General features: G+C 65.5%; 21 protein-coding genes. 11 read left to right on the forward strand and 10 right to left on the reverse strand.

The genetic code is table 11. The features are described from left to right. Nucleotides 1-16 precede the first annotated feature (16 nt). Nucleotides 17-1,495, reverse strand: a complete 1,479-nt coding sequence (locus AC5Y49_RS01785) for a sugar porter family MFS transporter (protein WP_499884103.1) — start codon at nucleotides 1,493-1,495, stop codon at nucleotides 17-19. 46 nt (nucleotides 1,496-1,541) lie between these two features. Continuing rightward, nucleotides 1,542-2,168 (reverse strand): TetR family transcriptional regulator, encoded by a 627-nt coding sequence (locus tag AC5Y49_RS01790; RefSeq protein ID WP_499884104.1) that lies wholly within the window; start codon nucleotides 2,166-2,168, stop codon nucleotides 1,542-1,544. Nucleotides 2,169-2,412: 244 nt separating this feature from the next. Here AC5Y49_RS01790 and AC5Y49_RS01795 point away from each other — a divergent pair, with 244 nt between their 5' ends. The 10 genes from AC5Y49_RS01795 to AC5Y49_RS01840 are packed head-to-tail and all read left to right on the forward strand — an operon-like array spanning nucleotide 2,413 to nucleotide 12,869. Beyond that, nucleotides 2,413-3,252, forward strand: a complete 840-nt coding sequence (locus tag AC5Y49_RS01795; RefSeq protein ID WP_499884106.1) for an MlaE family ABC transporter permease — start codon at nucleotides 2,413-2,415, stop codon at nucleotides 3,250-3,252. A 1-nt stretch (nucleotide 3,253) separates the two neighbouring features. Beyond that, nucleotides 3,254-4,117, forward strand: a complete 864-nt coding sequence (locus tag AC5Y49_RS01800; protein WP_499884107.1) for an ABC transporter permease — start codon at nucleotides 3,254-3,256, stop codon at nucleotides 4,115-4,117. 11 nt (nucleotides 4,118-4,128) lie between these two features. After that, a complete protein-coding gene (locus tag AC5Y49_RS01805) occupies nucleotides 4,129-5,700 on the forward strand; it encodes an MlaD family protein (RefSeq protein WP_499884108.1) in 1,572 nt (523 codons plus the stop codon). Then, nucleotides 5,697-6,752: an MlaD family protein gene (locus AC5Y49_RS01810; protein WP_499884109.1), complete on the forward strand. Its 1,056-nt coding sequence runs from the start codon at nucleotides 5,697-5,699 to the stop codon at nucleotides 6,750-6,752. The genes AC5Y49_RS01805 and AC5Y49_RS01810 overlap by 4 nt, the downstream gene beginning before the upstream one ends. Then, nucleotides 6,745-7,800, forward strand: a complete 1,056-nt coding sequence (locus AC5Y49_RS01815; protein ID WP_499884110.1) for an MlaD family protein — start codon at nucleotides 6,745-6,747, stop codon at nucleotides 7,798-7,800. Before AC5Y49_RS01810 ends, AC5Y49_RS01815 begins: the two co-directional genes overlap by 8 nt. After that, entirely contained in the window at nucleotides 7,797-8,936 is a 1,140-nt protein-coding gene (locus AC5Y49_RS01820) for an MCE family protein (protein WP_499884111.1), read from the forward strand. Before AC5Y49_RS01815 ends, AC5Y49_RS01820 begins: the two co-directional genes overlap by 4 nt. 11 nt (nucleotides 8,937-8,947) lie before the next feature. After that, entirely contained in the window at nucleotides 8,948-10,162 is a 1,215-nt protein-coding gene (locus AC5Y49_RS01825) for an MlaD family protein (protein WP_499884112.1), read from the forward strand. Beyond that, the gene (locus AC5Y49_RS01830; protein ID WP_499884113.1) at nucleotides 10,159-11,409 is read left to right on the forward strand and encodes an MlaD family protein; all 1,251 of its coding nucleotides are present in this window, start codon (nucleotides 10,159-10,161) and stop codon (nucleotides 11,407-11,409) included. Before AC5Y49_RS01825 ends, AC5Y49_RS01830 begins: the two co-directional genes overlap by 4 nt. A gap of 27 nt (nucleotides 11,410-11,436) precedes the next feature. Beyond that, nucleotides 11,437-12,105, forward strand: coding sequence for an Rv1363c family protein (locus AC5Y49_RS01835; RefSeq protein ID WP_499884114.1), 669 nt, complete (start codon nucleotides 11,437-11,439; stop codon nucleotides 12,103-12,105). Beyond that, the gene (locus tag AC5Y49_RS01840; RefSeq protein WP_499884115.1) at nucleotides 12,105-12,869 is read left to right on the forward strand and encodes a mannan-binding lectin; all 765 of its coding nucleotides are present in this window, start codon (nucleotides 12,105-12,107) and stop codon (nucleotides 12,867-12,869) included. Before AC5Y49_RS01835 ends, AC5Y49_RS01840 begins: the two co-directional genes overlap by 1 nt. 99 nt (nucleotides 12,870-12,968) lie before the next feature. Here AC5Y49_RS01840 and metH read toward each other — a convergent pair whose 3' ends face one another. Further along, complete coding sequence (gene metH / locus AC5Y49_RS01845; RefSeq protein ID WP_499884116.1) at nucleotides 12,969-16,727, reverse strand: methionine synthase; 3,759 nt, start codon at nucleotides 16,725-16,727, stop codon at nucleotides 12,969-12,971. A 182-nt stretch (nucleotides 16,728-16,909) separates the two neighbouring features. Here metH and AC5Y49_RS01850 point away from each other — a divergent pair, with 182 nt between their 5' ends. Continuing rightward, nucleotides 16,910-17,830 (forward strand): PAC2 family protein, encoded by a 921-nt coding sequence (locus tag AC5Y49_RS01850; RefSeq protein ID WP_499884117.1) that lies wholly within the window; start codon nucleotides 16,910-16,912, stop codon nucleotides 17,828-17,830. Between the two features lie 14 nt (nucleotides 17,831-17,844). Here AC5Y49_RS01850 and mshC read toward each other — a convergent pair whose 3' ends face one another. The 7 genes from mshC to AC5Y49_RS01885 form a co-directional block, all read right to left on the reverse strand. Next, the gene (gene mshC, locus AC5Y49_RS01855; protein WP_499884118.1) at nucleotides 17,845-19,083 is read right to left on the reverse strand and encodes a cysteine--1-D-myo-inosityl 2-amino-2-deoxy-alpha-D-glucopyranoside ligase; all 1,239 of its coding nucleotides are present in this window, start codon (nucleotides 19,081-19,083) and stop codon (nucleotides 17,845-17,847) included. 111 nt (nucleotides 19,084-19,194) lie between these two features. Then, a complete protein-coding gene (locus AC5Y49_RS01860) occupies nucleotides 19,195-19,962 on the reverse strand; it encodes a 3'(2'),5'-bisphosphate nucleotidase CysQ (protein WP_499884119.1) in 768 nt (255 codons plus the stop codon). Between the two features lie 20 nt (nucleotides 19,963-19,982). After that, the gene (locus tag AC5Y49_RS01865; protein WP_499884120.1) at nucleotides 19,983-20,489 is read right to left on the reverse strand and encodes a DUF2505 domain-containing protein; all 507 of its coding nucleotides are present in this window, start codon (nucleotides 20,487-20,489) and stop codon (nucleotides 19,983-19,985) included. 19 nt (nucleotides 20,490-20,508) lie between these two features. Further along, nucleotides 20,509-21,324, reverse strand: a complete 816-nt coding sequence (locus AC5Y49_RS01870; protein WP_499884121.1) for an SCO1664 family protein — start codon at nucleotides 21,322-21,324, stop codon at nucleotides 20,509-20,511. Next, the gene (locus AC5Y49_RS01875; RefSeq protein ID WP_499884122.1) at nucleotides 21,308-21,895 is read right to left on the reverse strand and encodes a DUF3090 domain-containing protein; all 588 of its coding nucleotides are present in this window, start codon (nucleotides 21,893-21,895) and stop codon (nucleotides 21,308-21,310) included. Before AC5Y49_RS01875 ends, AC5Y49_RS01870 begins: the two co-directional genes overlap by 17 nt. Before the next feature lie 68 nt (nucleotides 21,896-21,963). Continuing rightward, on the reverse strand, nucleotides 21,964-22,656 hold the full coding sequence (locus tag AC5Y49_RS01880) for a histidine phosphatase family protein (RefSeq protein WP_499884123.1): 693 nt from the start codon (nucleotides 22,654-22,656) through the stop codon (nucleotides 21,964-21,966). Beyond that, nucleotides 22,653-23,483: an undecaprenyl-diphosphate phosphatase gene (locus AC5Y49_RS01885; RefSeq protein ID WP_499884616.1), complete on the reverse strand. Its 831-nt coding sequence runs from the start codon at nucleotides 23,481-23,483 to the stop codon at nucleotides 22,653-22,655. The genes AC5Y49_RS01880 and AC5Y49_RS01885 overlap by 4 nt, the downstream gene beginning before the upstream one ends. Between the last annotated feature and the right edge of the window lie 29 nt (nucleotides 23,484-23,512).

The following is a 23,512-nucleotide window of genomic DNA, read 5'->3' on the forward strand; positions in this document are numbered from 1 at the left end:
GTGCGGGCCAGCAAAGTCACGGCAGTTTCTCGTCGGCCTGCTCGTTATGCTCCGCCGGCTCGGAAGACAGGTCGGCGTGCATGTCTTCCAGGGACACACCTTTGGTCTCGCGCACCCAACGCCACACGAACAGGAATGACAGCACCGCGCACAGGGTGTAGAAGCCGTAGGCGAGACCGAGCACGTGCCGCAGCGCGGGGAAGCTGAATGCGATGGTGAAGTTGGCCACCCACTGGCCGGCAGCGGCCAGTCCGGCCGCGGCGGCCCGGATACGGTTGGGGAAGATCTCCCCCAGCGCCACCCACAGGATCGGTCCCCAGGACACCCCGAATGCGATCACGAAGACGTTGGCCGCGATCAGCGCGACCAGTCCCGACGTCGCCGACAGGTGTGGTGTGCCGTCGACGACTGGGCCGCTGGCGAATACGACGGTCAGCGTCAACAGCATCAACGCCATGCCGGCCGACCCGGTCAGCAACAGCGGCCTGCGGCCCACCTTGTCGATCAGTGCGATGGCCACCAAGGTGATGAGCACGTTGACCACCGACGTGATCAAGGCGATGGTGAACGACGACTGCTCGCCGAAGCCGACCGCCTGCCACAGCACGCTTCCGTAGAAGAAGATCACCGTGATACCGATGAACTGCTGAAAGACGGCCAGCCCCAGCCCCACCCAGACAATGCCGTGCAAGCCGCCGGTCGGTGCGCGCAGGTCGCGCCACGACGGCGGCTTTTCGACACGCAGCGTTTCGGCGATCCGCGCCACCGTGAGGTCGACGTCGCGCTCGTCCAGCACCATCGAGAGCACCCGCCGTGCCTCCGGAATACGTTGTTCTGCAACAAGGTAGCGCGGTGAGGGTGGGAGGGTGAAGGCCAGCGCGCCGTAAATTGTCGCAGGGACCATCTCGGCCAGGAACGTCCAGCGCCACGCGGCAAGGCCGAGCCACAGTTCTTGCTGCGGACCGCCTGCGATGTGAAACGGCAGCCAGTTCACCGCCAGGGCTCCGAAGATGCCCAACACGATGGCCAGTTGTTGCAGTGAGCCGAGCCGGCCGCGGATACCCGGTGGCGATATCTCGGCGATATACGCCGGGACGACGGCGGACGCGATACCGATACCGACGCCGCCTGCCATATGGAAGGCGATGAATTGCCAAATATCGGTCGCCAGGCCGGTGCCGAGGCCACAGAGGAAAAACAGCGCCGCGGACAGCTTCATCATCGTCACCCGGCCCAACCGGTCGGCGGTTCGTCCGGCGAAGATCGCTCCTACCGCGGCACCCAGTAACCCGGCACCGGACGCGAAGCCCAGCAGCGCGTTGCCGATCTGGAAGGTGTCCTGCAGTGCGCCAACCGCACCGTTGGTCACCGAGACGTCGTAGCCGAAAATCAGCCCGCCCAGCGCGGCGACTGAGGCAAAACGAATGGCGGCACGGTTCGACGGGCTTCTTGCTGTCACCGGCGGCGCATTCAGGAGCCCATCATCATCAGCCACAAGACCTCCCTCGCCCGCAGTCGCTCGACAGTGGCGTCCAGGTTAGTCACGCGATCGTTTCACCGGCCGGCTGGTCGAATCCGGCGAGGGTAAGCCGCAGCGCGTCTTCCAGCTGCTCGTGAAAGGGCGGGACCTCGGCGATATCCGAGGTCAGCCACCGATCGAGAACGAATTGCACTGTGGCCATACTCGTGTGGACCAACAACGCGGGTCGAATGTCGTCTAGCCCGTCGACACCCATCCGGTGAGCGACTTGCTCGATCAGGGTGCGGCGATCGGCTTCGCCGATCAGCATGGCTTTGCTCAATAAATGGGGCGCGGTTGCCAGGGCATGGCGCCAGGTATCGAAGTTGTCAGCCTCGCCGGCATCCCGGGCGTGCGTGACGAACAGCTGAATCAATGCTTCGACCGGCGACTCATGTGGCGGTCTCGCGCTGTAGGAACCCACGACCTCGGCGGCCGCCTCCCGGGCGGGAGCGACCAGCAGCCCCTCCTTGGTGGGCGCGTACCGGAAATAAGTACTGATGGAAATCCCGGCGGCGGCGGCGATGTCGTCGGTTGTCACCGCCTCGAAGCCGCGGTCGGCGAATAGCTGGTTCGCGGCCTCCTGGATCTGCGAGAGCAACGCGGCCCGGCGACGGTCCCGCAACGAGCCGGTGTTTGCTGAGGCCATGCCATCACCTTCGTCAATCCGAGATTCCAACCCACGGCGCCGTCCAGCGACGAACTGAGATGAGTGACTCTACAATATTGAAAGTCCCTATCACGTCGGCTAGTGTGATGCAGCGCACTGATGAGCTCTAGTCCTTCTGCTCGGCACTCAGGATGTAGGGGTGGCAAGAGGCCGATGAATGGGGTAGCTGGTACGCGATGACCTGTGCCACGGTTTGGCTGGGCGGACTGCAGGTCACGTCGCTATGACAGCAGAACTCGATGGCGTCACCGCGATTCGGAACTGGTCGGTCGGCTACGTCAAACGTCACCCCGTCGCCTCGCTGACCACGGTTGGCGAACAGTTCGTGCTGGGCGTGCGCACCACGCAATATTTCTTCTTCGACCTGATGACCGGGCGATTCCAATGGCAGGAGTTCGTCCGCCAAGGTGCGTTCATGGCCGGTACCGCGGTGTTGCCAACAATCCTGGTGGCACTGCCGATCAGCGTCACCTTGTCCATCCAGTTCGCGTTGCTGGCCGGCCAGGTCGGGGCCACGTCGCTGGCCGGGGCGGCCAGCGGGCTGGCGGTCATCCGGCAGGGGGCGTCACTGGTGGCAGCGGTGCTCATGGCATCGGCTGTCGGATCGGCCATCACCGCCGACATGGGTTCGCGAACGATGCGCGAAGAGACCGACGCGATGGAGGTGATGGGCGTCTCGGTGATCCGCCGTCTGATCGTGCCCCGTTTCGCCGCGGCGGTGACGATCGGTGTGGCGCTGACCGGCGTTGTGTGCTTCGCCGGTTTTTTCGCGAGCTACATGTTCAACGTGTACTTCCAGAACGGCGCGCCGGGCAGCTTCGTGTCGACGTTCGCGTCGTTCGCAACGACTGGCGACATGATCTTGGCGCTGGTGAAGGCGATCGTATTCGGCGCCATTGTGGCGATCGTGTCAAGTCATAAAGGCTTGTCCACCAAGGGCGGGCCGACGGGCGTCGCGAACTCGGTGAACGCCGCTGTCGTCGAAGCGATCCTGCTGCTTATGATCGTCAACGTCGCGATCAGTCAGCTCTACGTGATGTTGTCGCCCCGGACGGGGCTGTGACGTGACCGCCTCTGCTTACCGGCCTTTCGCACCAATGTCGGACCCACTTGTCCGGCTCTACCGCAGCGGCAAAGTCCCGATCAGTCGGCTCGGCCATCTACTGGTCTTCTTCGTTCGGGCCCTGGTCGCCGTGCCGATCGCCCTGCGTCAGTACAGCAACGAATTTTTGCGGCTGCTGTCGAACATCACCTGGGGCAACGGCTCGATCGTGGTGGGCGGCGGCACCGCCGGTGTGGCCCTTGTGCTCGGCATGACGGTCGGCGCACTGGTGGGTATCGAAGGCTACAACTTCCTGGATCTGCTCGGTCTTGGGCCCGCCACCGGGTTCGTCTCGTCGTTGGTCAACACCCGCGAGTTGGCTCCGCTGATGGCATCGCTCGCCTTCGCCATGCAAGGCGGCTGCCGCTTCACCGCGCAGCTGGGATCCATGCGTATCGCCGAGGAGATCGATGCGATGGAATCGATCGCGATCCGCCCGATCCCCTACCTGGTCACCACCCGGCTAATCGCTTCGGTGGTGGCGATCATCCCGCTGTATGCCGCGTGCCTCGCGATCGGCTACCTGAGCACGCAACTGGTCGTGAGGATCAGCAGTGACGGCTCGACCGGTTCTTACCTGCACTATTTCACGCTCATGCTGGCCGGCCAGGACATCGTCTATTCGTTGATCAAGGCCGTCATCTTCGTCTGGATCGCATCCACGATCCAGTGCTACTACGGCTACTACGCGAGTGGTGGGCCCGAGGGCGTCGGTGTCGCCGCGGGGCACGGCATGCGGGCCAGCATCACCGCCGTGATCATCATGAACATGCTGCTCACCATGGCGTTGTGGGGCGTCGACTCCGGCGCAAGGTTTGGTGGCTAGGTCGGTGGAAGATGCCCAATTCCTTTGAGCTGGACGGACGCGGCCCCTCCGACCGGCAGCTGTTCGGCATCGGCATTGCGGTCGTGGTGATCAGCGCCCTCGTCGCCGCCGCGATGGTGGTCAAATCTACTGGCCGGCTCAACGATTACGTGCGGGTAGTCGCCGATCTAGTCAATGTGGGCGATGGCCTTCCGCAGAAATCGGATGTCAAATATCACGGCGTACTCGTCGGAATGGTCAACGATGTTGTCCCCGCAGCGCATGGCAAACCCAACTATGTCCACATCGACCTGAAACGGGAATACGCCACGTCGATTCCGGCCAGCGTGACCGCGCGCGTTGTGCCCAGCAACGTGTTCGCTGTGTCGTCGGTCCAACTGGTGGGCAACGGACCTGGCCCGACAATCCGTGATGGCGCCCATGTCGTGGAGGACCGGCGGCTGCCCACCGTTTTGTTCCAAACGACCGTCAGCAAGTTGCGCGACCTGCTCGCCGCCGCGGGGCGCGGCCGTGATGACAGGTCCGTGGGGATCTTGGCTGCCCTTGGTGCCGCCACCGACCACCGCCGAGGCAGCCTGCTGAACGCCGGCGCACAATTGAATCGCCTTCTCGACCAACTCAATTCGATTGTCAGCACCGACGCCGGCCCCTCGACCGTGTCGGCACTGCTCGATGCGACCAGTGGGCTTGCGCAGACGGCCCCCGATCTTCTGGACGCATTGCACCAGGCCGTCGAGCCGATGCGGACCTTCGCCGAGACGCGCGGGCAGCTGGCCTCGCTGCTGTCGGGCGCCGACTACACGGTCGGCACGACGCGCCAGTCGTTCGACAACCACATCGACCAACTCATCCGGATCACTACCGATTTCACGCCGGTGCTCGGTGTCTTGGCGCAGAAGTCGAACAACTTCGTGCCCGCGGTGACGAAATTGGACAACCTGGCCAATCAATTCATGGAGCAGGTCTGGAACCCGGAGAAAAATCTGGGCAACATGCACGCGATGCTGACATTCACGCCGAGTTCCACCTACACGCGCGCTGACTGTCCTCATTACGGCGAGCTGAAGGGTCCCAGCTGCTTCACCGCGCCGCTGATTCCGGTGCGGCCCGATCTGCCCGAGGTGCTGCTGCCGCAGAACTATCATCCGCCCAAGGATCTGGCGCCGCCGCCGGGCACCGTGATCGGTCCGGACGGAAACCTCGTCGCCGTCGGTCCGCCGCTGATCAACCCGAATCCCAATTTGACCGACCCCAATCCCCCACTGGCGCCCGGGATTACGCCGTCGCCGCCGGTGCCCGGGAGCGCGAATCCTGACAACCCGTCGCCGGGGGCGCCCGCGACACCACAACCGCACCAACCGTGGGTCGCGCCGGTGGCACCCAAAGCGCCGTGGATTCCGCAGGCCTCGTTCGGTGGCTCTTCTTTCGGAGGGAACGTGGGACCCGTTGGGAGCCAGTACGAACGAAACATGTTAGGCGTGATCACCGGAGCGCCCGCCACGCCGTCCACCGAACTGCTGCTCGGCCCGGTCGCCCGTGGAAGCACGGTGTCGTTAGCTCATCCGCCCGGGGAGGCCAAATGAAGTTTCGAGGCTCACTCGTCGCGTTGACCCTGTTCATGGTCGTCTCGCTGACGCTGACCTGGCTGGTATATGTGAGCCTGCGGCGTGACGTCGCCGGCGACACCGCCAGGTATTCGGCGGTATTCACCGACGTGTACGGGCTTCGCGAAGGTGACGACGTCCGCATGGCCGGAGTACGCGTAGGCCGAGTCGAAAAGATCGAGCTCGACGGTAAACTGGCCAAAGTCTCGTTCGTGGTACAGCAAGAACAGCGGTTGTTCGGAAACACCCTCGCTTCGGTGACCTACCAGAACATCGTCGGCCAGCGTTACCTTGGACTGTCTTTGGGCAAGGAGGGTAGTCCTGCGCTGCTTGCACCGGGCAGCACTATCCCGGTGGAACGCACCGAACCCTCATTCGACGTCACCACGCTACTCAACGGCTACGAACCGTTGTTCAGCCTGCTGAACCCCCACGACGCCGACAACCTCACCAAGGGCATCATCGCGTCGTTGCAAGGCGACACGTCGTCGCTGGCGATGCTTGTCGGCCAAACTTCCACTCTGACAGACACCTTCGCGGGTAGGGACCAGGCCCTCGGCAGTGTGATCACCAACCTCAACAAGGTGGTGGGCAACCTCGCGGAGCAAAATGACAATCTCGACGGTGTTATCACACAGACCCGCAGCGTCGTCGGCGAACTCGACCGGCGCCGCCCCGACCTGGTCGCCTCGGTGGGTTCGCTGGCGCGGGTGACCGGCCGACTGTCGACCTCGGCCTCCGACGTGTACCCCGCGCTGCGCGAATTCATCGATCGTCAGCCCGGCGTGACCCGACACATCATGGACGTCGAACCGCAGGTCGCCTTCTTCGGCGACAACATCCCGCTGCTGCTGAAGGGACTCATCCGGGTCGGCAATCAGGGCGCCTACGGCAACGCCTACGTGTGTGACGTGAACTTCTTGGGCTTTTTCCCCGGGCTCAACGACGTCGTGCCGATCATCATCAACGCGGCTACCCCGGGGAACCGGGCGTGGCACACCCCCAGATGCAGGAGCACCGTCGATGGCTGACAAGACCGTGCGGCAGCGGCTTTCGGTAATCAAGCAACGCCCACTGGAAAGCTACAACACGACGTGGCTCGGCTTCATCGCGGTCACGGTAGTCGCGGCGATGATCGGCGTCATGCTGCTGGTGCATGCGCTCGGCGCCGGATACCGGCACTACACCGCGGAGTTCCTGCAAGCCGCCTCGTTGCGGGCCGGCAACCCGATCGTGGTCGCGGGCATCCCGGTGGGCAACGTCACGAGCATGAAACTCGTCGGCGACCATGTCGAGGCGGGGCTGAAGGTTCGGGACAACATCGTGCTGGGTAAGGACTCCCGTGCCAGGATCAAGGTCACCACCATCCTGGGTTCGCGCTACCTCGCGCTGGAACCCAACGGACCGGCACACCTGCCCAATAACACCTTCGACTTGGCACACACCGAGGTGCCCTACGACCTGCAGGCCGCGCTTCAGGACGCCACCACCACTTTCGAGCAGGTCGACTCTGACCGGTTCGCACAGTCGCTGGCGGTCCTGGGCCAGCAACTCGAGGGCCTGCCGGCGGTTGTACCGCAGGCGATGACGAACATCAACACACTGTCGTCGATCATCGCGGTGCGACGCGACCAACTGGGAGAGCTGCTGCGCGACACCGAGCAGGTCACGAACACGCTGCGGCGCCAGCAGGCCGGCATCGGCAATCTGGTCAACCAGGGCCAGGACCTGCTGGGCCAGTTCGTCGCGCGGCGCGCCGTTTTCCACGCGATGATGCAATCCCTGTCAAGTCTTGTCGACACCATGAGCCAGGTGGTGGTCAATGACCGGGCGGGTCTGGACTCGCTCATCCACGACATGCGGGACTTCACCAGCTTGATGTCTGCGCACGACGACCTGCTGCACAGCATGCTGCAAATCAGCCCGATCTTCTTCCGCGAGGCGGCCAACCTCACGGGCGAGGGCAACGCCCTCAACTTCAACGCCCCCAACGTTCCGTTGATCGACTCGTGGATGTGCGCGATAAGTGGCCGCGCCAAGCAGTTCGGCATGATCCAGTACTTCAAGGACTGCAAGTGAAGACCCACTCGAACAAGTCCGATGCCTCGCTCGCTGTCAAGGTGGTGGCCGTCGTAGCCGCCGTCGCGGCCCTCGCCGGGATGGCCGGCGCCGCTTGGTGGTACCTGCGCTCCGACGAGGATACGATCACCGTGACCGCCCAATTCGACAGCGCCTCAGGTCTTTACGAGGGCAATGTGGTGGCGGTGCTGGGCATGCCGGTGGGCAAGGTCACCAAGATCAACGCCAAGGGCGGCTACGTCGAAGTCGACTTCACCGTCGACCGCCAGGTCAAAGTTCCCGCCACCGCGCAAGCGGTCACGGTGTCGACCTCCATCCTCACCGACCGACACATCGAACTCACGCCGCCCTATCACGACGGGCCGACCCTGCAGAACCACGACACCATCGGATTGCCCCGGACCAAGACGCCCGTCGAATTCAGCAGCGTCCTCAACGTTCTGGACAAGGTGACCAAGTCGCTCGAGGGCGACGGCCACGGTAGCGGGCCGATCGCCGACGTGCTGGGCGGTGGCACCGAGGTGGTCCGCGGGAACGGTGACAACATCAAAGCGGCGCTGGGTGAGCTGTCCAAGGCGCTGCGCCTGTCCAGCGACGGCGGGGCGGCCACCCGCGAGCAGATCACTACGATCGTCAAAAACATCAGCACACTGTTCGACGCCGTCAACGCCAACGACGCGAAATTGCGCGAATTCGCCTCCACCATCCACCAAGTCAGCCAGATCATGGCGGACGAGGACTTCGGCAGTGGCAGCACCGGACGCAAACTCGACCACCTGATCCAGCGGGCCGGCGACCTGCTCGATGCCAACCGCGACAACGTCAAGCAGGCCGTGCTGAACGGCAATACCACGCTGAAGACGGTGAGCGACCAGCGTCGCGATTTGGCGGAACTTCTGGATGTGGCTCCGCTGCTGGCGGACAACGCCTACAACATGATCGACCGGGCCAACGGCGCCGTGCGGGCACGCTTCCTTACGGATCGGTTGATCTTCGACAGCCAATACACCAAAGAGCTCTGCAACCTGATGGGCCTGCGGCAACTGGGCTGCAGCACCGGGACCATCCAGGACTTCGGCCCAGATTTCGGACTGACCTATGTGCTCGACGGCATGGCCGCGATGGGGCAGAAATGATGATCACGGTAATGCGGAGACTGCCGGCGGCGCTGGCCGCGGCGCTGGTAACCGCGGGATGCGCCACGAACGGCCTTGCCAGCCTGCCCCTTCCGGCGCCGGGACTGGGTTCGGGCGGCTACTCGCTGAATGCGGTGTTCTCCAACGCACTCAACCTGCCGATGAACGCCAAAGTCAAGCTCGCCGGCGCCGACGTGGGGCAGCTCGAATCGATGATCGCGCGCGACTACACCGCGGTCACCAAGCTGCGCATCAGGGAGGGCGTGCAACTGCCCCGGGGCAGCACCGCCGAATTGCGCACCGCGACACCACTGGGCGACGTGTTCGTCGCGCTGAAGCCGCCGGCCACGGGTTATGCGGACGGACCACTGTTGCGCAATGGCGACACCATCGGCCTGGATTCCACCGCGGCCGCCGCGACCGTCGAGTCGGTGCTGAGCTCAGCGGCGATTCTGGTAAACGGTGGGGCGGTACGCAATTTCACGAACCTCATCAACGGTTTCGGCAAGGCGACCGGTGAGCAGGGCCAGGCGTTGGGGGACATGATCCGCAAGTCCAACCAGTTGCTCGGGACGTTGAATTCGCGGTCCGATCAGATCAAGGACGCATTGACCCAATTGTCGCGTCTGGCGGACCAACTCGACACCAAGAATCACACGGTCAGCGACCTGATGGTGGCCGCGCGTCCCGCCATGTCGGCCCTGGCCGACAACACCACCCAGCTTTCGAATCTGGCCGTGCAGGTGGGCGACACCTCCCGATTGCTGGCCAGGTTCCCCTCGATCGGCGGAACCGACAACAGCGGCCGCAGCCTGATCCGCGACCTGAACACGATCGCCGGGGCCGCCAACGACGTCGCGGTGAGCCCGGACACCAGCTGGCTGTCGGTGAACCGGCTGATCCCCCCGTTGGTCAAATCGACAGCAGGGAACTCGATTTCGGTAAACGTCAGCGTGGACAAGATCCTGCTCGGATCGCTGCCCGATATCGGCTACCCGGGTGACATCGGGCTGCATGGGCCCCACCACTACAACATGAACCTGCTCGTCGGCACCCTCAAGTACACCCTGTGGCGGTTGCAGGAACGCGTGGTCGGCCGGGGGCCGGGCTCGCCACAGGTCCCCGTCATCCCGGACCCGATGATCCCGGGCCAGATCGATGTCGCCCCTGCTCCCCCACCGGCACCTGGCCCACCCGAACCACCACCGCCGGGGCCGCAACCATGATCCGCGCCATCGCCAACATCGTTGTCCGAGCGGTCCGTACCGGCCATCGGCGGCAGGTTTGGCTGTCGTTGGGCGGATTGGTGCTTATCTTGGTCGTCGCCACCACCTATCTGCTCATCGGCGCATTGCGGGTGAAACCGTTCACCTCGTCCTACCGAGTCACCGTGCAGTTGCCCGAATCAGGCGGGTTGTTGCCCAATCAGGATGTCGCGCTGCGGGGAGTGCGCATTGGCCGGGTCGAGTCGTTGCAGATCACCGACAACGGGGTGAACGCCGTCACCAGCATCACCTCCAACGTGCGGATCCCGGCGAACAGCGTCGCTCACGTGTCGGCGCTCTCGCCGGCCGGCGAGCAATACATCAACTTCGAGGCTGCATCCGATGCCGGGCCATACTTGCACGACGGCAGCCGCATCGACCTGGACCACACGAGTGTTCCGGTCAGCCTCGCGCAGTTGCTCAGCGACGCCGATGGACTGCTGGCCCAGGTGGATCCCCACAAGATCGAGCTGATCAAGCAGGAACTGAGCCTGAGCAAGGAGGGCCCGGCCAAGCTGACCGCGATCGTCGACGGCGGCACGTTCCTGCTTTCGACGCTTGATTCGGTGCTGCCCCAAACCACCAGCATCATCAAGACCAGCCGAGTCGTGCTCACCTTGGCGAGTGACAAGAACACCGGCTTAGCCGCCACCGCAACAGAACTCAACCAGACGCTGTCCGGCACGGCGAGGATGCAGGCCGGCTATCGCCGATTGACTGCGCAGACGCCGCGCACACTGTCGGCGGTCGACAATCTGTTCACCGACAACTCCGACACCATGGTGCAATTGCTGGGCAGCATGGCCACCGTGTCGCAGCTGTTGTATCTGCGGGTCCCGGCACTCAACGCACTGTTTCCGGACTACCGTGGGTCGGTCTTGGACGCGGTGACGAGCGCGTTTCACGACAACGGAGTCTGGGCGATTGCCGACCTCTACCCCCGCTACGTGTGCGACTACGGGACACCCTCGCACCCACCCTCGGCCGCCGACTACTACGAGCCGTTCATGTACACCTACTGCCGCGACGACGACCCCGCGGTCTCGATTCGCGGAGCCAAGAACGCGCCGCGTCCGGGCGGAGACGACACGGCCGGCCCGCCAATGGGAGCGGACCTGGGCCGCAGAACGGATCCGACCCCCAAGGGCCGTTACACCATTCCCACCCCCTACGGCGGCCCGCAGCTGCCGATCGAACCGCCGCACTAGGCCCTGAACCAAGCCGATCCCTAGGAGATGATCGTGACCGTGAGCACCAACAAGCACCCGAAGGCCAAGGCGCAAGCCGAAACGGAATCGGACGCCGAAGCCCCGGAAGTCGTTGACGACGTGACCGCCGACGAGACCGATGAGCAAGCCGACGAAGACGACGATGACGGTGGGTTGCTCACACGTAAACGTCCTGAAACCGAGGGCCGCAAGCGGCCCTGGAAGCACTATCTGCGTCGCAGCGTTTTGCCGCTGCTACTCGTTGCCTCACTTGCCGTTTCGGGATTACTCGGATGGCGACAGTGGCAAGAGCATCAGGTCAAGCTGGCCGGCGAACAGGCCCAACAGGCGGCCATCGCCTATGCACAGGTGCTGACGAGTATTGACTCGAACAACGTGGACGAAAACTTCAGGCAGGTGCTCGACGGCGCGACCGGCGAGTTCAAAGACATGTACACCCAGTCCAGCGTCAAACTTCGGCAGCTGCTGATCGACAACAAGGCAACCGCGCATGGGGTGGTGGTGGACTCGGCCATTCAGTCCGAATCCACGAACCACGTTGTCGTCTTGATGTTTATCGACCAGACCGTCACGAACACTGCCGCACCCGACACGCGCATCGATCGCAGCAGGATCAAGATAACCATGGAGAAGGTCGACGGCCGCTGGCGGGCCAGCAAAGTTCAGCTACTGTGATGCGCCGGCTCATCGCGGCATCCGTATTGATCGCCGCCGCAACGCTTCCCACCACCGCCCGTGCGCACGCCTCGGCCCCGTCGTTCTGCGGCGAGCTCGGCGGGAACTGGGACGGCCAGTATTGCCACACCTCGGTGACCTCGGAACGCAACGCCGTGCGTGACATCAAGGTCGCGGTGCCCCAGGACCTCGTTGACAATCCGACCACGGGCCCGGTGATCCGCGACTACCTGCACACCTTGGTCAACAATTGGCGAAACGCCAACTCCAGCATGGCCGCCGACAGCTACGGCGAGGAGAACTTCGAGGTCTTCCGGCACGCCAACCTGCTCAGCGCGGTGTTCCACGAGGATTACCACGCCGACGGCCCCCAGCCCAACAACGCCTACCGGACCTTCACGTTCGACATGGCAAGCGGAAGGCGGGTGCAGCTGGCGGACCTGACGACATCGGATCCGCTGTCCGCCATTCCCCCACTGGCTCAACCGTTTATCCAAACCGCGCTCGACCAGGCGCCGCCTCCGCACGACCCCGGTACCTACCCGTTCACCGTGGACCGCTGGACGCCCGACAAGGTCTATTCCGGGGCGTACAAGGCCTGGGCGGTGACGGCCGACGAGCTGATCCTCTATATGCCGGACTATCCGGTAGGTCACGACAGCCCGATCAACTTCACGCCCGGCGTCATGCAGTGGTTCATGGACGGCGGCACGGTACAGGCGCATATCCCGCTGTCGGCCTTGAGTCCTGTGCTACGCATCTAGGCGCGGGTCATCTTGCCCGCGAGGGTGCGCAGAATGCCACCCCAAGCGGCGTGTCGCCGTACAGACACGCACGCTCGCGAGGGGAGGGCGCCCCCGGGCTCAGTCCTCCGGGTTGTAGGCGAGGTTGGAGGACAGCCAGCGCTCACCTTCGCGCAGGGTCCAGCCCTTGCGCCTCGCGTAGTCGGCGACCTGGTCCTGGGCTAGCCGGCCGACCACGAAGTACTGCGACTGCGGGTGCGAGAAATACCAGCCGCTGACGGCGGCGCCGGGCCACATCGCCATCGACTCGGTTAACTCGATGCCGGTCCGCTCGTGGACGTCCATCAACTTCCACAGCGTCGCCTTCTCGGTGTGCTCCGGGCAGGCCGGGTAGCCCGGGGCAGGCCGGATTCCCTGGTACTTCTCCGCGATGAGGGCCTCGTTGTCCAACTGCTCGTCAGGCTGAAATCCCCAGAACTCCTTGCGAACCCGCTGGTGCATCCGTTCGGCGAAAGCCTCCGCCAGCCGGTCGGCGATCGACTCCAGCAGGATCGCGCTGTAGTCGTCGAGGGCTGCCTTGAACTCCGCGATCTTCTCCTGGCTGCCGAGCCCTGCGGTGACGGCGAAGGCGCCGACGTAGTCGGCCAGGCCCGTGTCCTTGGGCGCGATGTAGTCACCCAGCGACCGGTTCGGGATGCCTTCCCGGTGCTCGCCCTGCTGGCGCAGGTGGTGCAACGTGGTCAGCACCTCGGTGCGGGTCTCGTCGGTGTAAACCTCGACGTCTTCGCCCCCCGAGCCCACTGCGTTAGCGGGAAAGAAGCCGATCACCGCGTTGGCCCTCAGCCACTTCTCCTTGATCACGGTGTCGAGCATCTGCTGGGCGTCGTCATACAGCTTGCGGGCGGCCTCCCCCGAAGTCGGGTTGTTGAGGATGTCGGGGAACCGTCCCTTCATCTCCCAGGCATTGAAGAATGGCTGCCAGTCGATGAATTCGCGCAGCTCGGCGAGGTCGTAGTCATGAAAATCCCGTACGCCGAGGCCCTGAGCAGGCACCGGCGGTGTGTAGCCGTCCCACTCGATCGGGGTCCGGTTGGCGCGGGCATTCTCCAGCGTCATCATCGGCCGCTCGTTCTTCTGGGCGTGCCGTTCGCGCAGGGCCGCATAGTCCTTCTCGGTGGCCTCCAGCAGGGCGGGACGCTGCTTCTCGTCGAGCAGCGCGGCAGCGACCGGTACCGAGCGGGACGCGTCCTTGACCCAGACCACCGGCCCGCTGCGACGCGGCGATATCTTCACGGCCGTGTGGGCGCGCGAGGTGGTCGCGCCGCCGATCAGCAGGGGGATCTCCAGGCCTTCGCGTTCCATCTCGACGGCGAAGTTGGACATCTCATCCAGCGACGGGGTGATCAGGCCGGACAGCCCGATGATGTCGGCGTCGTGCTCGTTCGCCGCGGCCAGGATCTTCTCGGCGGGCACCATCACACCGAGGTCGATCACTTCGAAGTTGTTGCACTGCAGGACGACTCCGACGATATTCTTGCCGATGTCGTGGACGTCACCCTTCACCGTCGCCATCACGATGGTGCCATTGGTGTCCTTGGAATCAGCCGTGCCGTTCTCCTCCTTCTCCGCCTCGATGAACGGCAGCAGGTACGCGACGGCCTTCTTCATCACCCGAGCCGATTTCACGACCTGGGGCAAAAACATCTTGCCGGAGCCGAAGAGGTCACCGACGACGTTCATGCCGTCCATCAGCGGGCCCTCGATCACCTCGATCGGGCGACCGGCCGCGGCGGCGATCTCGGCGCGCAGCTCCTCGGTGTCGTCGTCGACGTGGGCGTCGATGCCCTTGACCAGGGCGTGCGTGATCCGCTCGCGGACCGGGAGGGTGCGCCACTCGGCCGCCGCGGGATCTTCAGCCTTCTCCGATGAGTTGAACCGCTCGGCGATCTCCAGCAGCCGCTCGGCGGCGTCCTCGCGACGGTTCAGGACGACGTCCTCGATCCGGTCCCGCAGCTCGGGGTCGATCGAGTCGTAGGGCACCAGTGCTCCGGCGTTGACGATGCCCATGTCCAGGCCGGCCTTGATGGCGTGGTACAGGAACACCGCGTGAATCGCCTCGCGGACCGGGTTGTTGCCCCGGAACGAGAACGACACGTTCGAGATGCCGCCGGAGATGTGCACCCCGGGAAGGTTCTCCTTGATCCAGGCGCAAGCCTCGATGAAGTCAATGCCGTAGGTCGCGTGCTCCTCGATGCCGGTCGCCAGCGCGAAGCAGTTCGGGTCGAAAATGATGTCCTCGGGCGGAAAGCCGACCTCTTCGGTCAGGATCCGGTAGGCGCGCCCGCAGATCTGTTTGCGGCGTTCCAGGTTGTCGGCCTGGCCCTGCTCGTCGAAGGCCATCACGACGACGGCGGCGCCGTACTTGCGGCACAGCTGTCCCTCGCGGATGAACTTCTCCTCGCCCTCCTTCATGGAGATCGAGTTGACGATCGGCTTGCCCTGCACGTTCTTCAGGCCCGCCTCGATGACCTCCCACTTGGAGGAGTCGATCATCACCGGGACGCGGCTGATGTCCGGCTCGGCGGCGACCAGTTTGGTGAACCGGTCCATCGCTGCGACGCCGTCGATCATGCCCTCATCCATGTTGATGTCGATGACCTGCGCACCGACCTCGACCTGTTGCAACGCGACCGACAGCGCGGTGTCGTAGTCCTCGGCCTTGATCAAGTTGCGGAACCGCGCGGAGCCGGTGATGTTGGTGCGTTCACCGATGTTCACGAACAGGGAGTCGTCGGTGATGTTGAGCGGTTCCAGGCCCGACAGCCGGGTCGCCACCGGGATCTTCGGCACCTCACGCGGCGACTTGCCCTCGATAACCTTGGCGATCTCGGCGATGTGCGGCGGAGCCGTTCCGCAGCAACCCCCGACGATGTTGACCAAGCCGGCGTCGGCGAAGTCGGCGATGTAGCTGGCCTGGCGCTCCGGGGACTCGTCGTACTCGCCGAAGGCGTTGGGCAGGCCGGCGTTCGGGTAGCAGGAGATGAAGGTGTCCGCGATCCGCGCCATCTCGGCAATGTAGGGCCGCATCTCCGGCGCGCCCAGGGCGCAGTTGAGGCCCACCGCGATCGGCTTCACGTGCCGGATCGAGTTCCAGAACGCCTCGGTGACCTGACCCGACAACGTGCGCCCGGAAGCGTCGGTGATGGTGCCGGAGATGATGACCGGCCAGCGGCGTCCGCGGTCCTCGAACAGCGTCTCGACGGCGAACACCGCCGCCTTGGCGTTCAGCGAGTCGAAGATCGTCTCGATGAGGATGATGTCGGCGCCCCCGTCGACCAGGCCGTTGGCGGCTTCGAGGTAGGCGGCGACCAGCTGGTCGTAGGAGACGTTGCGGGCACCGGGATCGTTGACGTCCGGCGAGATCGACGCGGTCCGCGTCGTCGGCCCGATGGTGCCCGCCACGTAGCGGGGCTTCTCCGGCGTGCTGTACTCGTCGGCCGCCTTGCGGGCCAGCGCGGCGCCGGCGTAGTTCAGCTCGTAGGCCAGAGCGGCCATGTCGTAGTCGGAAAGCGAGATCGCGTTCGCGTTGAACGTGTTGGTCTCCAGGATGTCGGCGCCCGCCTCGAGGTACTCGTGGTGGATGCTCTCGATGATGTGCGGCTGCGTCAGGGTGAGCAGGTCGTTGTTGCCCTGCAGTGCGGTCGGCCACTCGGTGAACCGGTCGCCGCGGTAACCGGCCTCGTCCGGGCGGTCTCGCTGAATCGCCGTGCCCATCGCGCCGTCGATCACCACGATCCGCCGGCGCAGCGCGGCCGTCAGCTCCTCGGTGCAGTCAGCCCGGATGTTCGGCGTAAAGGCGTTCACGTACGTCCCTTCCATAGCGGAAGGCGTCCTTGACTCTGCCGAGCGTGGCGGATACCGGACGGGGGGCAGGCCCCCTCCAGAAAACCGTTGCAACGCCTCTCGACCAGAAAAGTCTACGTCGTCACCCGACGTCTGGACGCCCGGCCCAGCTCGACCCGGTGGAGGTCATCCTCACAAGCATAGCCGGACTATGGAAAATGGTCGGTTCGTCGTCACCGCGTCAGCCCCCACGGGTCGTTACGCTGATTGGCGTGACCAGCGCTGTGCTCCCCGAACTGCACAACACCATCGTCGTGGCGGCGTTCGAGGGCTGGAACGACGCCGGGGACGCGGCCAGCGACGCGCTCGAACATCTGGACGCCATCTGGGAAGCCGACCCCATCGTCGAGATCGACGACGAGGCCTACTACGACTACCAGGTCAACCGGCCGGTGATCCGCCAGGTCGACGGTGTCACCCGGGAACTGGTGTGGCCGTCGATGCGGATCACCCATTGCCGCCCGCCCGGCAGCGACCGCGACATCGTGTTGATGCACGGGGTCGAGCCGAATATGCGCTGGCGGACGTTCTGCGCCGAGCTGCTGGCCATCGCCGACAAGCTCAACGTCGACACCGTCCTGATCCTCGGGGCGCTGCTGGCCGACACCCCGCACACCCGGCCGGTGCCGGTGTCGGGTGCGGCCTACTCCGCGGATTCGGCGCGACACTTCGGCCTGGAGGAAACCCGTTATGAGGGGCCGACCGGTATCGCGGGCGTGTTTCAGGATGCCTGCGTCGCGGCCGGCATCCCCGCGGTGACGTTCTGGGCCGCGGTGCCGCACTACGTCTCGCAGCCACCCAACCCGAAGGCCACGGTGGCGTTGCTGCGTCGCGTCGAGGATGTGCTCGACATCGAGGTGCCGCTGGGCGATCTGCCGGCGCAGGCCGAGGAGTGGGAACAAGCCGTCACCGAGATGACCGCCGAGGACGAAGAGATCGCCGAATACGTGCACTCGCTGGAGGAGCGTGGCGACGCCGACGTGGAGATGCACGAGGCGCTGGGCAAGATCGACGGCGACGCACTGGCCGCGGAGTTCGAGCGCTATCTGCGCCGCCGCCGGCCCGGCTTCGGGCGCTAACTGCTGGCGCGAAGCTAGAGGGCCACTCCCAGCAACGCATCCACCGCGGCGGACACTGCGCGCGGTGCTGCGCCGTCGTGGCCGCCGTACTCGAGCGCGTCGGTAACCCAACCGTCTAGGGCCGCAAGGGCTTTGGGCGTGTCGAGGTCGTCGGCCACGTAGCGGCGCAGCCGGGCAATGGTGTCGGCGGCGTCCGGGCCGGCCGGCAACGTGGCAGCGGCGCGCCACCGGTGCAGCCGTGCAATGGCCTCGTCCAGCACCTGCGTGTCCCAGTAGCGGTCGGCGCGGTAGTGACCGGCCAGCAGACCCAGCCGGATCGCCGACGGATCGACGCCTTGGTTGCGCAGCACCGACACCAGCACCAGGTTGCCGCGGCTCTTGGACATCTTCTCCCCGTCCCAGCCGATCATCCCCGCGTGCACGTAGTGGCGGGCGAATCGCCGCTCGCCGCTGACACATTCGGCGTGCGCGGCGGTGAATTCGTGATGGGGAAAGATCAGGTCGGTGCCGCCACCCTGGATGTCCAGGCCGGTGCCGATGCGGCTGAGTGCGATCGCCGCACACTCCACATGCCATCCCGGCCGGCCCGGGCCGAACGGCGAGGGCCAACTGGGCTCTCCGGCCCGCGCGGAACGCCACAGCAGCGCGTCGAGCTGGTCGACCTTGCCGGGCCGGTCCGGGTCGCCGCCGCGTTCGGCGAACAGACTCAGCATGGTGCCGCGGTCATAACCAGATTCGTAGCCGAACTGCGGCGCGGCATCGGCGCGGAAGTAGACGTCCGGATACTCGGCGTCATCGACGATGTAGGCCGCCCCGGCGGCCAACATCTTTTCGACCAGCTCGACCACTTCGTCGATGGTCTCCGTGGCGGCGACATACTCGCGCGGCGGCAGCACCCGCAGCGCCGCCATGTCGTCGCGGAACAGGCCGACCTCGCGCGCGGCCAGGGCGCGCCAGTCCACGCCGTCGCGGTTGGCCCGTTCAAACAGCGGATCGTCGACATCGGTCACGTTCTGCACGTAATGGACGTCGTGCCCAAGGTCCAGCCACAGCCGATAAATCAGGTCGAACGTCAGGTAGGTGGCCGCATGCCCGAGATGGGTGGCGTCGTATGGCGTGATGCCGCAGACGTACATGGTGGCGGTGCGCCCGGCTGCCACCGGACGCACCTGCCGATCGGAGGTGTCATACAGCCGCAGTTCCGGACCACGGCCCGGCAAGGCCGGCGGCGGTGGACAGGACCATGACTGCATACCCTCGACTGTAAAGCGACACTGCGGCGTTGGGTCGGCCGGCCAGCCGGATGGCGCCCAGGTTGGATGGCAGCGACCCGTCCCCCGCAAGCGGGCGGTACCCCCGACGCCCTAGGCCGCGCTTGCGATCGCCGCCAGCAGCACGTCGGCCAGCTCGGGCCGGCACATCAGGAAGTCCGGCAGGTATGGATCGGGCCGGTTGTAGATCAGCTCGGAGCCGTCGAGCCGCGACGCGTGCATGCCCGCCGCCAGCACCACGCCCGCCGGTGCCGCCGAATCCCACTCCCACTGGCCGCCGGCATGGATGTAGGCGTCGGCGTCGCCGCGCACCAGCGACATCGCTTTGGCGCCGGCCGAGCCGATCCGCACCAGTTCGATGTCGAGCCGCTCGGCCAGCCGGTACAGCACCGCCGGTGGCCGGTTGGAGCTGGCGGTGACCCGGATCGGGCCCGACCGTGTCGAGGTGTCGACGCTGACCGTGTCGCTGCCATACAGCTCGCCCATCGCGGGCAGCGCGACCGCCGCGTCGGTGATCGCACCATGCGGGCCGCCGTCGCGTCGCCACAACGCAACATGCACGGCCCAGTCGTCCCGGCCGGGCGTAGAGAACTCGCGGGTGCCGTCGAGCGGGTCGACGATCCACACCCGATCGGCGCGCAGCCGGGACAGGTCGTCGTGGGCTTCCTCGGACAGCACCGCGTCGCCGGGGCGCTCGGCGTGCAGTCGCCGCAGCAGCAGGGCGTTGGCACCGGTGTCACCGGCATCGCCAAGCATCCACGGATAGTCGAACCCGACCTGCTCGCGCACCGCCAGCAACAGCTGTCCGGCGTCGGCGGCCAAGTCGGCGGCCAGCGCTGCATCAGTCTGCTCTGGGCTCACCCGGCCAGTATCGCCGAGGGTCAGCGGTGTTCCGCAATCCACTCGGTGGTGAAGCGCTGAAAGTTCTTGAGGTCGTCGTCGAGCAGGCCCCCGACGTAGCGTTCGAACTTGCCGCCGACGAGCGGAATCTTGACCTCGACGGTGGTCGTGACGTCCAACCGCGCGCCATTGCCCACCGGCACCAGCAACGCCTTCCCGAGGCCAGACGCCGGTACCCGGGAAACGGCCACGTCGATCTCGCCGCGCACCCGGTCGCCGTCGATCCGAGCCCACCGCTGGCTTTGGGAAAACTTGAGCTCCCCACCCGAAAACTTGGTGATCGCCTTGGGCAGCTTGTCGCCCAAGAAACTGATACTGACGTTCGCCGCGACGGTGTTGTCTGCGTCGATGATCAGCGAGTCGAGCTTGGCATTGGGGTTGCCGGTGGCGACTATCCTCGCCTGCCAGTACTCCTCGTCGCAGAAGGTCGAAAAGATCTGGTCGACGCTGTCGGGGAAATCTACTGACGACTCGAAAGAACGCGGCATGTCGAACCACGCTACTGGCTCAGAAAGCCGGCCACGGAATCGGGCGGTGCCGGTCCGGACTGGGCATCACCGGGTTGTCCAGCAGCATTCGGGCGCGGCGGCGTAGCGCGGTGATTTCGGCAGCAGTGATGTGGGCGGCCAACGCGTCACCAAGCCCGTCGTCCAGCGCGTCGACCAACCCGGTCAGCGCATCGAGGGTGTCGTCGTCGACGGGCTTGCCGGCCCAGCCCCACAGCACCGTGCGCAGTTTGTCCTCGACGTGCAGGCAGACCCCGTGGTCAACGCCGTACACGTACCCGTCGACGTCACGCAGGACGTGGCCGCCTTTGCGGTCGGCGTTGTTGACGAGCACGTCGAACACCGCCATCCGCCACAGCCGGATGTCGTCGGCATGCATCAACACCACCTCGTCACCGGCGTAGTCGTAGGCCCGCAGCACCGGCAGATAGCCCGCCGGCGGCTTGCCGGCCGGAAACAGGTCGACCAGATCCGGTCGAGGCTCGCGGTCGGTGTCTGGTGTGTCACCGGGTTGGTCCACCCAAAGTTGCAGCATGCCGCGACCCGCCGGCCCGAGCCGGATGATGGTGTAGGGCACGATGTTCCAACCCAGCTGCTCGGAAATCAGGTACGCGCCGACTTCTCGGCCGGCCAGGGTGCCGTCCGGAAAGTCCCACAGCGGCTGTTCACCGGCGACCGGCTTGTAGACGCAGTGCACGCTGCGCTCACCCAGTGTCGACTCGCACAGAAAGGTGGCGTTGCTCGCCGAGCGAATGCGTCCGAGGACCGTCAGCTCGCCGCGGCGCAACACCTCACGGTCATCAGTCCTCGGCGTCATCGTCAGACCCGAGCAACGCGCTGCGCCGGTACCCGTTGGTGCGCGCACAGATATGTCCCTCAGGGTCCAGCGGTTCATCACACAGCGGGCAGGGTGGACGCCCCGCGGAGATGACACGGTTGGAGCGGGTCGCGAATTGGCGCGCCGACTCCGGCGTCAGGAACACCCGCACCGCGTCAGGGCCCTCATCGGTGTCATCGAGCACCACTGACGCGTCGAACTCGGTGTCGGTGACCGCCAGCAATTCGACCACCACGGTCTGCGCTTCGGAGTCCCAGCCCAAACCCATGGTGCCGACTCGGAACTCGGCGTCGACCGGCGTGATCAGCGGGCTGAGGTCCTCGACGTCGGTGGTCTCCGGCGGCACCGGTGTCCCGAATCTGCGGTTGACCTCGAGCAGCAGCGCGCCAATGCGCTCGGCGAGCACCGCGACCTGTTGCTTCTCGAGCACTACCGAGACCACCCGGGCGTCATGAACGGCTTGCAGGTAGAAGGTACGGTTTCCGGGCTGGCCGACGGTCCCGGCGACGAACCGGTCGGGAGTCCGGAAAACGTGGATTGCGCGAGACATGGCATCTCCAAAATAGCGGCTGTTGCCGCACCGTCGTAATGCCTCAGCAGTACCCGCTGCGGCGAGATTCACTCGGTGGAGCCACCCACCACCGCATCACCGTGCGGCGTTTGCGCATCCGAGGATGCAGGCGTCACCAGCGCGGACGTCAGCCGCGGACCGGTGTGGTTGACGTGTATCACGAATGGGCGCAGCGCGGTGTAGCGGATCACGCTCATCGACGCCGGGTCCGCGGTGATCCGCTGGAAGCTGTCCAAGTGCAGGCCCAGCGCATCAGCGACGACCGCCTTGATGACGTCGCCGTGAGTGCAGGCCAGCCACAGCGCATCGCCATCGTGCTGATCGGCCAGTTGCCGGTCATACCCGCGGATGGCGGCTACCGCACGCGCCTGGACCTGCGCCAGTCCCTCACCACCGGGAAACACCGCGGCGCTTGGCTGGGCCTGCACCACTGTCCACAGCGATTCTTTGGTCAAGTCGGCGATTTTGCGACCGGTCCAGTCGCCGTAGTCGACCTCGGACAGCCGTTCGTCGACGACTGGCGCCAGATCCAGTGCGTCAGCAAGTGGTTCAACGGTGCGCAGGCACCGCAGCAGCGGCGAGCACACCACCGCCCGGACCGGAAGGTCGCCGATCCGCGCGACCAGGTCCGCAGACTGTTCGCGGCCCTTGTCGTCGAGGTCGACGCCCTCGGATCGGCCGGCCAGGATGTGCGCGGTGTTGGACGTGGACCGCCCGTGCCGCAACAGGATGACGGTCATATCGCACTCACCACACCCGTCGCCAGCAGGGCCAGAACAGTGCTCCCGGCGATCACCCGGTAGCCGACAAACCAATACATGCTGTGCCGCACCAAAAATCGGAGGAACCACGCCACTGCGGCGAACCCGACGGCAAACGCGATCAGGGTGGCGACCAACAGTTGCGCGCCGGTGGCGCTCATCCCCTCGTGTACCGGATGGAAGGCGTCCGGCAGCGAGAACAACCCGGAGGCGAAGACCGCCGGGATCGCCAGCAGGAAGCCGAACCGTGCGGCTAACTCGCGGTCGAGTCCCATAAACAGCCCTGCGCTGATGGTCGCGCCGGACCGCGAGACCCCGGGAATCAGCGCCAGCGTCTGCGCACAACCGACCACGACCGCGTCGCGCCAGGTCAACTGTTCGACGTGGCGGACCTGCCGGCCGAGATACTCGGCGGCCGCGATCACCGCCGAAAACACCACCAGCGCCGTCGCCACCACCCAGAGATTGCGCGCCCCCGAGCGGATCTGGTCGGTGAACACCAGGCCCAGCACACAGATTGGGATCGTGCCGATGATCACATACCAGCCCAGCCGGTAGTCAGCGTTGCGGTGTGCGGTGACGACCAGGCCGTTAAGCCACGCTTTGATGATGCGCACGATGTCGCGGGCGAAGTAGACCAGCACGGCTGCCTCCGTGCCCAGTTGGGTGACGGCCGTGAACGAGGCACCCGCGTCCCCGCCGAACAACAGCCGCGACACGATCGCCAAATGCCCCGACGACGACACCGGAAGGAATTCGGTGAGACCCTGCACCACGGCCAAATCCACGACTTGCCACCAAGACATCGCCGGGGCCGCAGTCACGACGACGACCG

This window comes from Mycobacterium sp. NGS62 (genome assembly GCF_059812285.1).

Bases quoted from the DNA above. Each gene is read 5' to 3' on its own strand.
- AC5Y49_RS01790 (WP_499884104.1), bottom strand. From the start codon at position 2,168: ATGGCCTCAGCAAACACCGGCTCGTTGCGGGACCGTCGCCGGGCCGCG.
- AC5Y49_RS01795 (WP_499884106.1), top strand. From the start codon at position 2,413: ATGACAGCAGAACTCGATGGCGTCACCGCGATTCGGAACTGGTCGGTC.
- AC5Y49_RS01805 (WP_499884108.1), top strand. From the start codon at position 4,129: ATGCCCAATTCCTTTGAGCTGGACGGACGCGGCCCCTCCGACCGGCAG.
- AC5Y49_RS01810 (WP_499884109.1), top strand. From the start codon at position 5,697: ATGAAGTTTCGAGGCTCACTCGTCGCGTTGACCCTGTTCATGGTCGTC.
- AC5Y49_RS01815 (WP_499884110.1), top strand. From the start codon at position 6,745: ATGGCTGACAAGACCGTGCGGCAGCGGCTTTCGGTAATCAAGCAACGC.
- AC5Y49_RS01825 (WP_499884112.1), top strand. From the start codon at position 8,948: ATGCGGAGACTGCCGGCGGCGCTGGCCGCGGCGCTGGTAACCGCGGGA.
- AC5Y49_RS01830 (WP_499884113.1), top strand. From the start codon at position 10,159: ATGATCCGCGCCATCGCCAACATCGTTGTCCGAGCGGTCCGTACCGGC.
- AC5Y49_RS01835 (WP_499884114.1), top strand. From the start codon at position 11,437: ATGATCGTGACCGTGAGCACCAACAAGCACCCGAAGGCCAAGGCGCAA.
- AC5Y49_RS01840 (WP_499884115.1), top strand. From the start codon at position 12,105: ATGCGCCGGCTCATCGCGGCATCCGTATTGATCGCCGCCGCAACGCTT.
- metH (WP_499884116.1), bottom strand. From the start codon at position 16,727: ATGGAAGGGACGTACGTGAACGCCTTTACGCCGAACATCCGGGCTGAC.
- AC5Y49_RS01850 (WP_499884117.1), top strand. From the start codon at position 16,910: ATGGTCGGTTCGTCGTCACCGCGTCAGCCCCCACGGGTCGTTACGCTG.
- mshC (WP_499884118.1), bottom strand. From the start codon at position 19,083: ATGCAGTCATGGTCCTGTCCACCGCCGCCGGCCTTGCCGGGCCGTGGT.
- AC5Y49_RS01865 (WP_499884120.1), bottom strand. From the start codon at position 20,489: ATGCCGCGTTCTTTCGAGTCGTCAGTAGATTTCCCCGACAGCGTCGAC.
- AC5Y49_RS01870 (WP_499884121.1), bottom strand. From the start codon at position 21,324: ATGACGCCGAGGACTGATGACCGTGAGGTGTTGCGCCGCGGCGAGCTG.
- AC5Y49_RS01875 (WP_499884122.1), bottom strand. From the start codon at position 21,895: ATGTCTCGCGCAATCCACGTTTTCCGGACTCCCGACCGGTTCGTCGCC.
- AC5Y49_RS01880 (WP_499884123.1), bottom strand. From the start codon at position 22,656: ATGACCGTCATCCTGTTGCGGCACGGGCGGTCCACGTCCAACACCGCG.
- AC5Y49_RS01885 (WP_499884616.1), bottom strand. From the start codon at position 23,483: ATGTCTTGGTGGCAAGTCGTGGATTTGGCCGTGGTGCAGGGTCTCACC.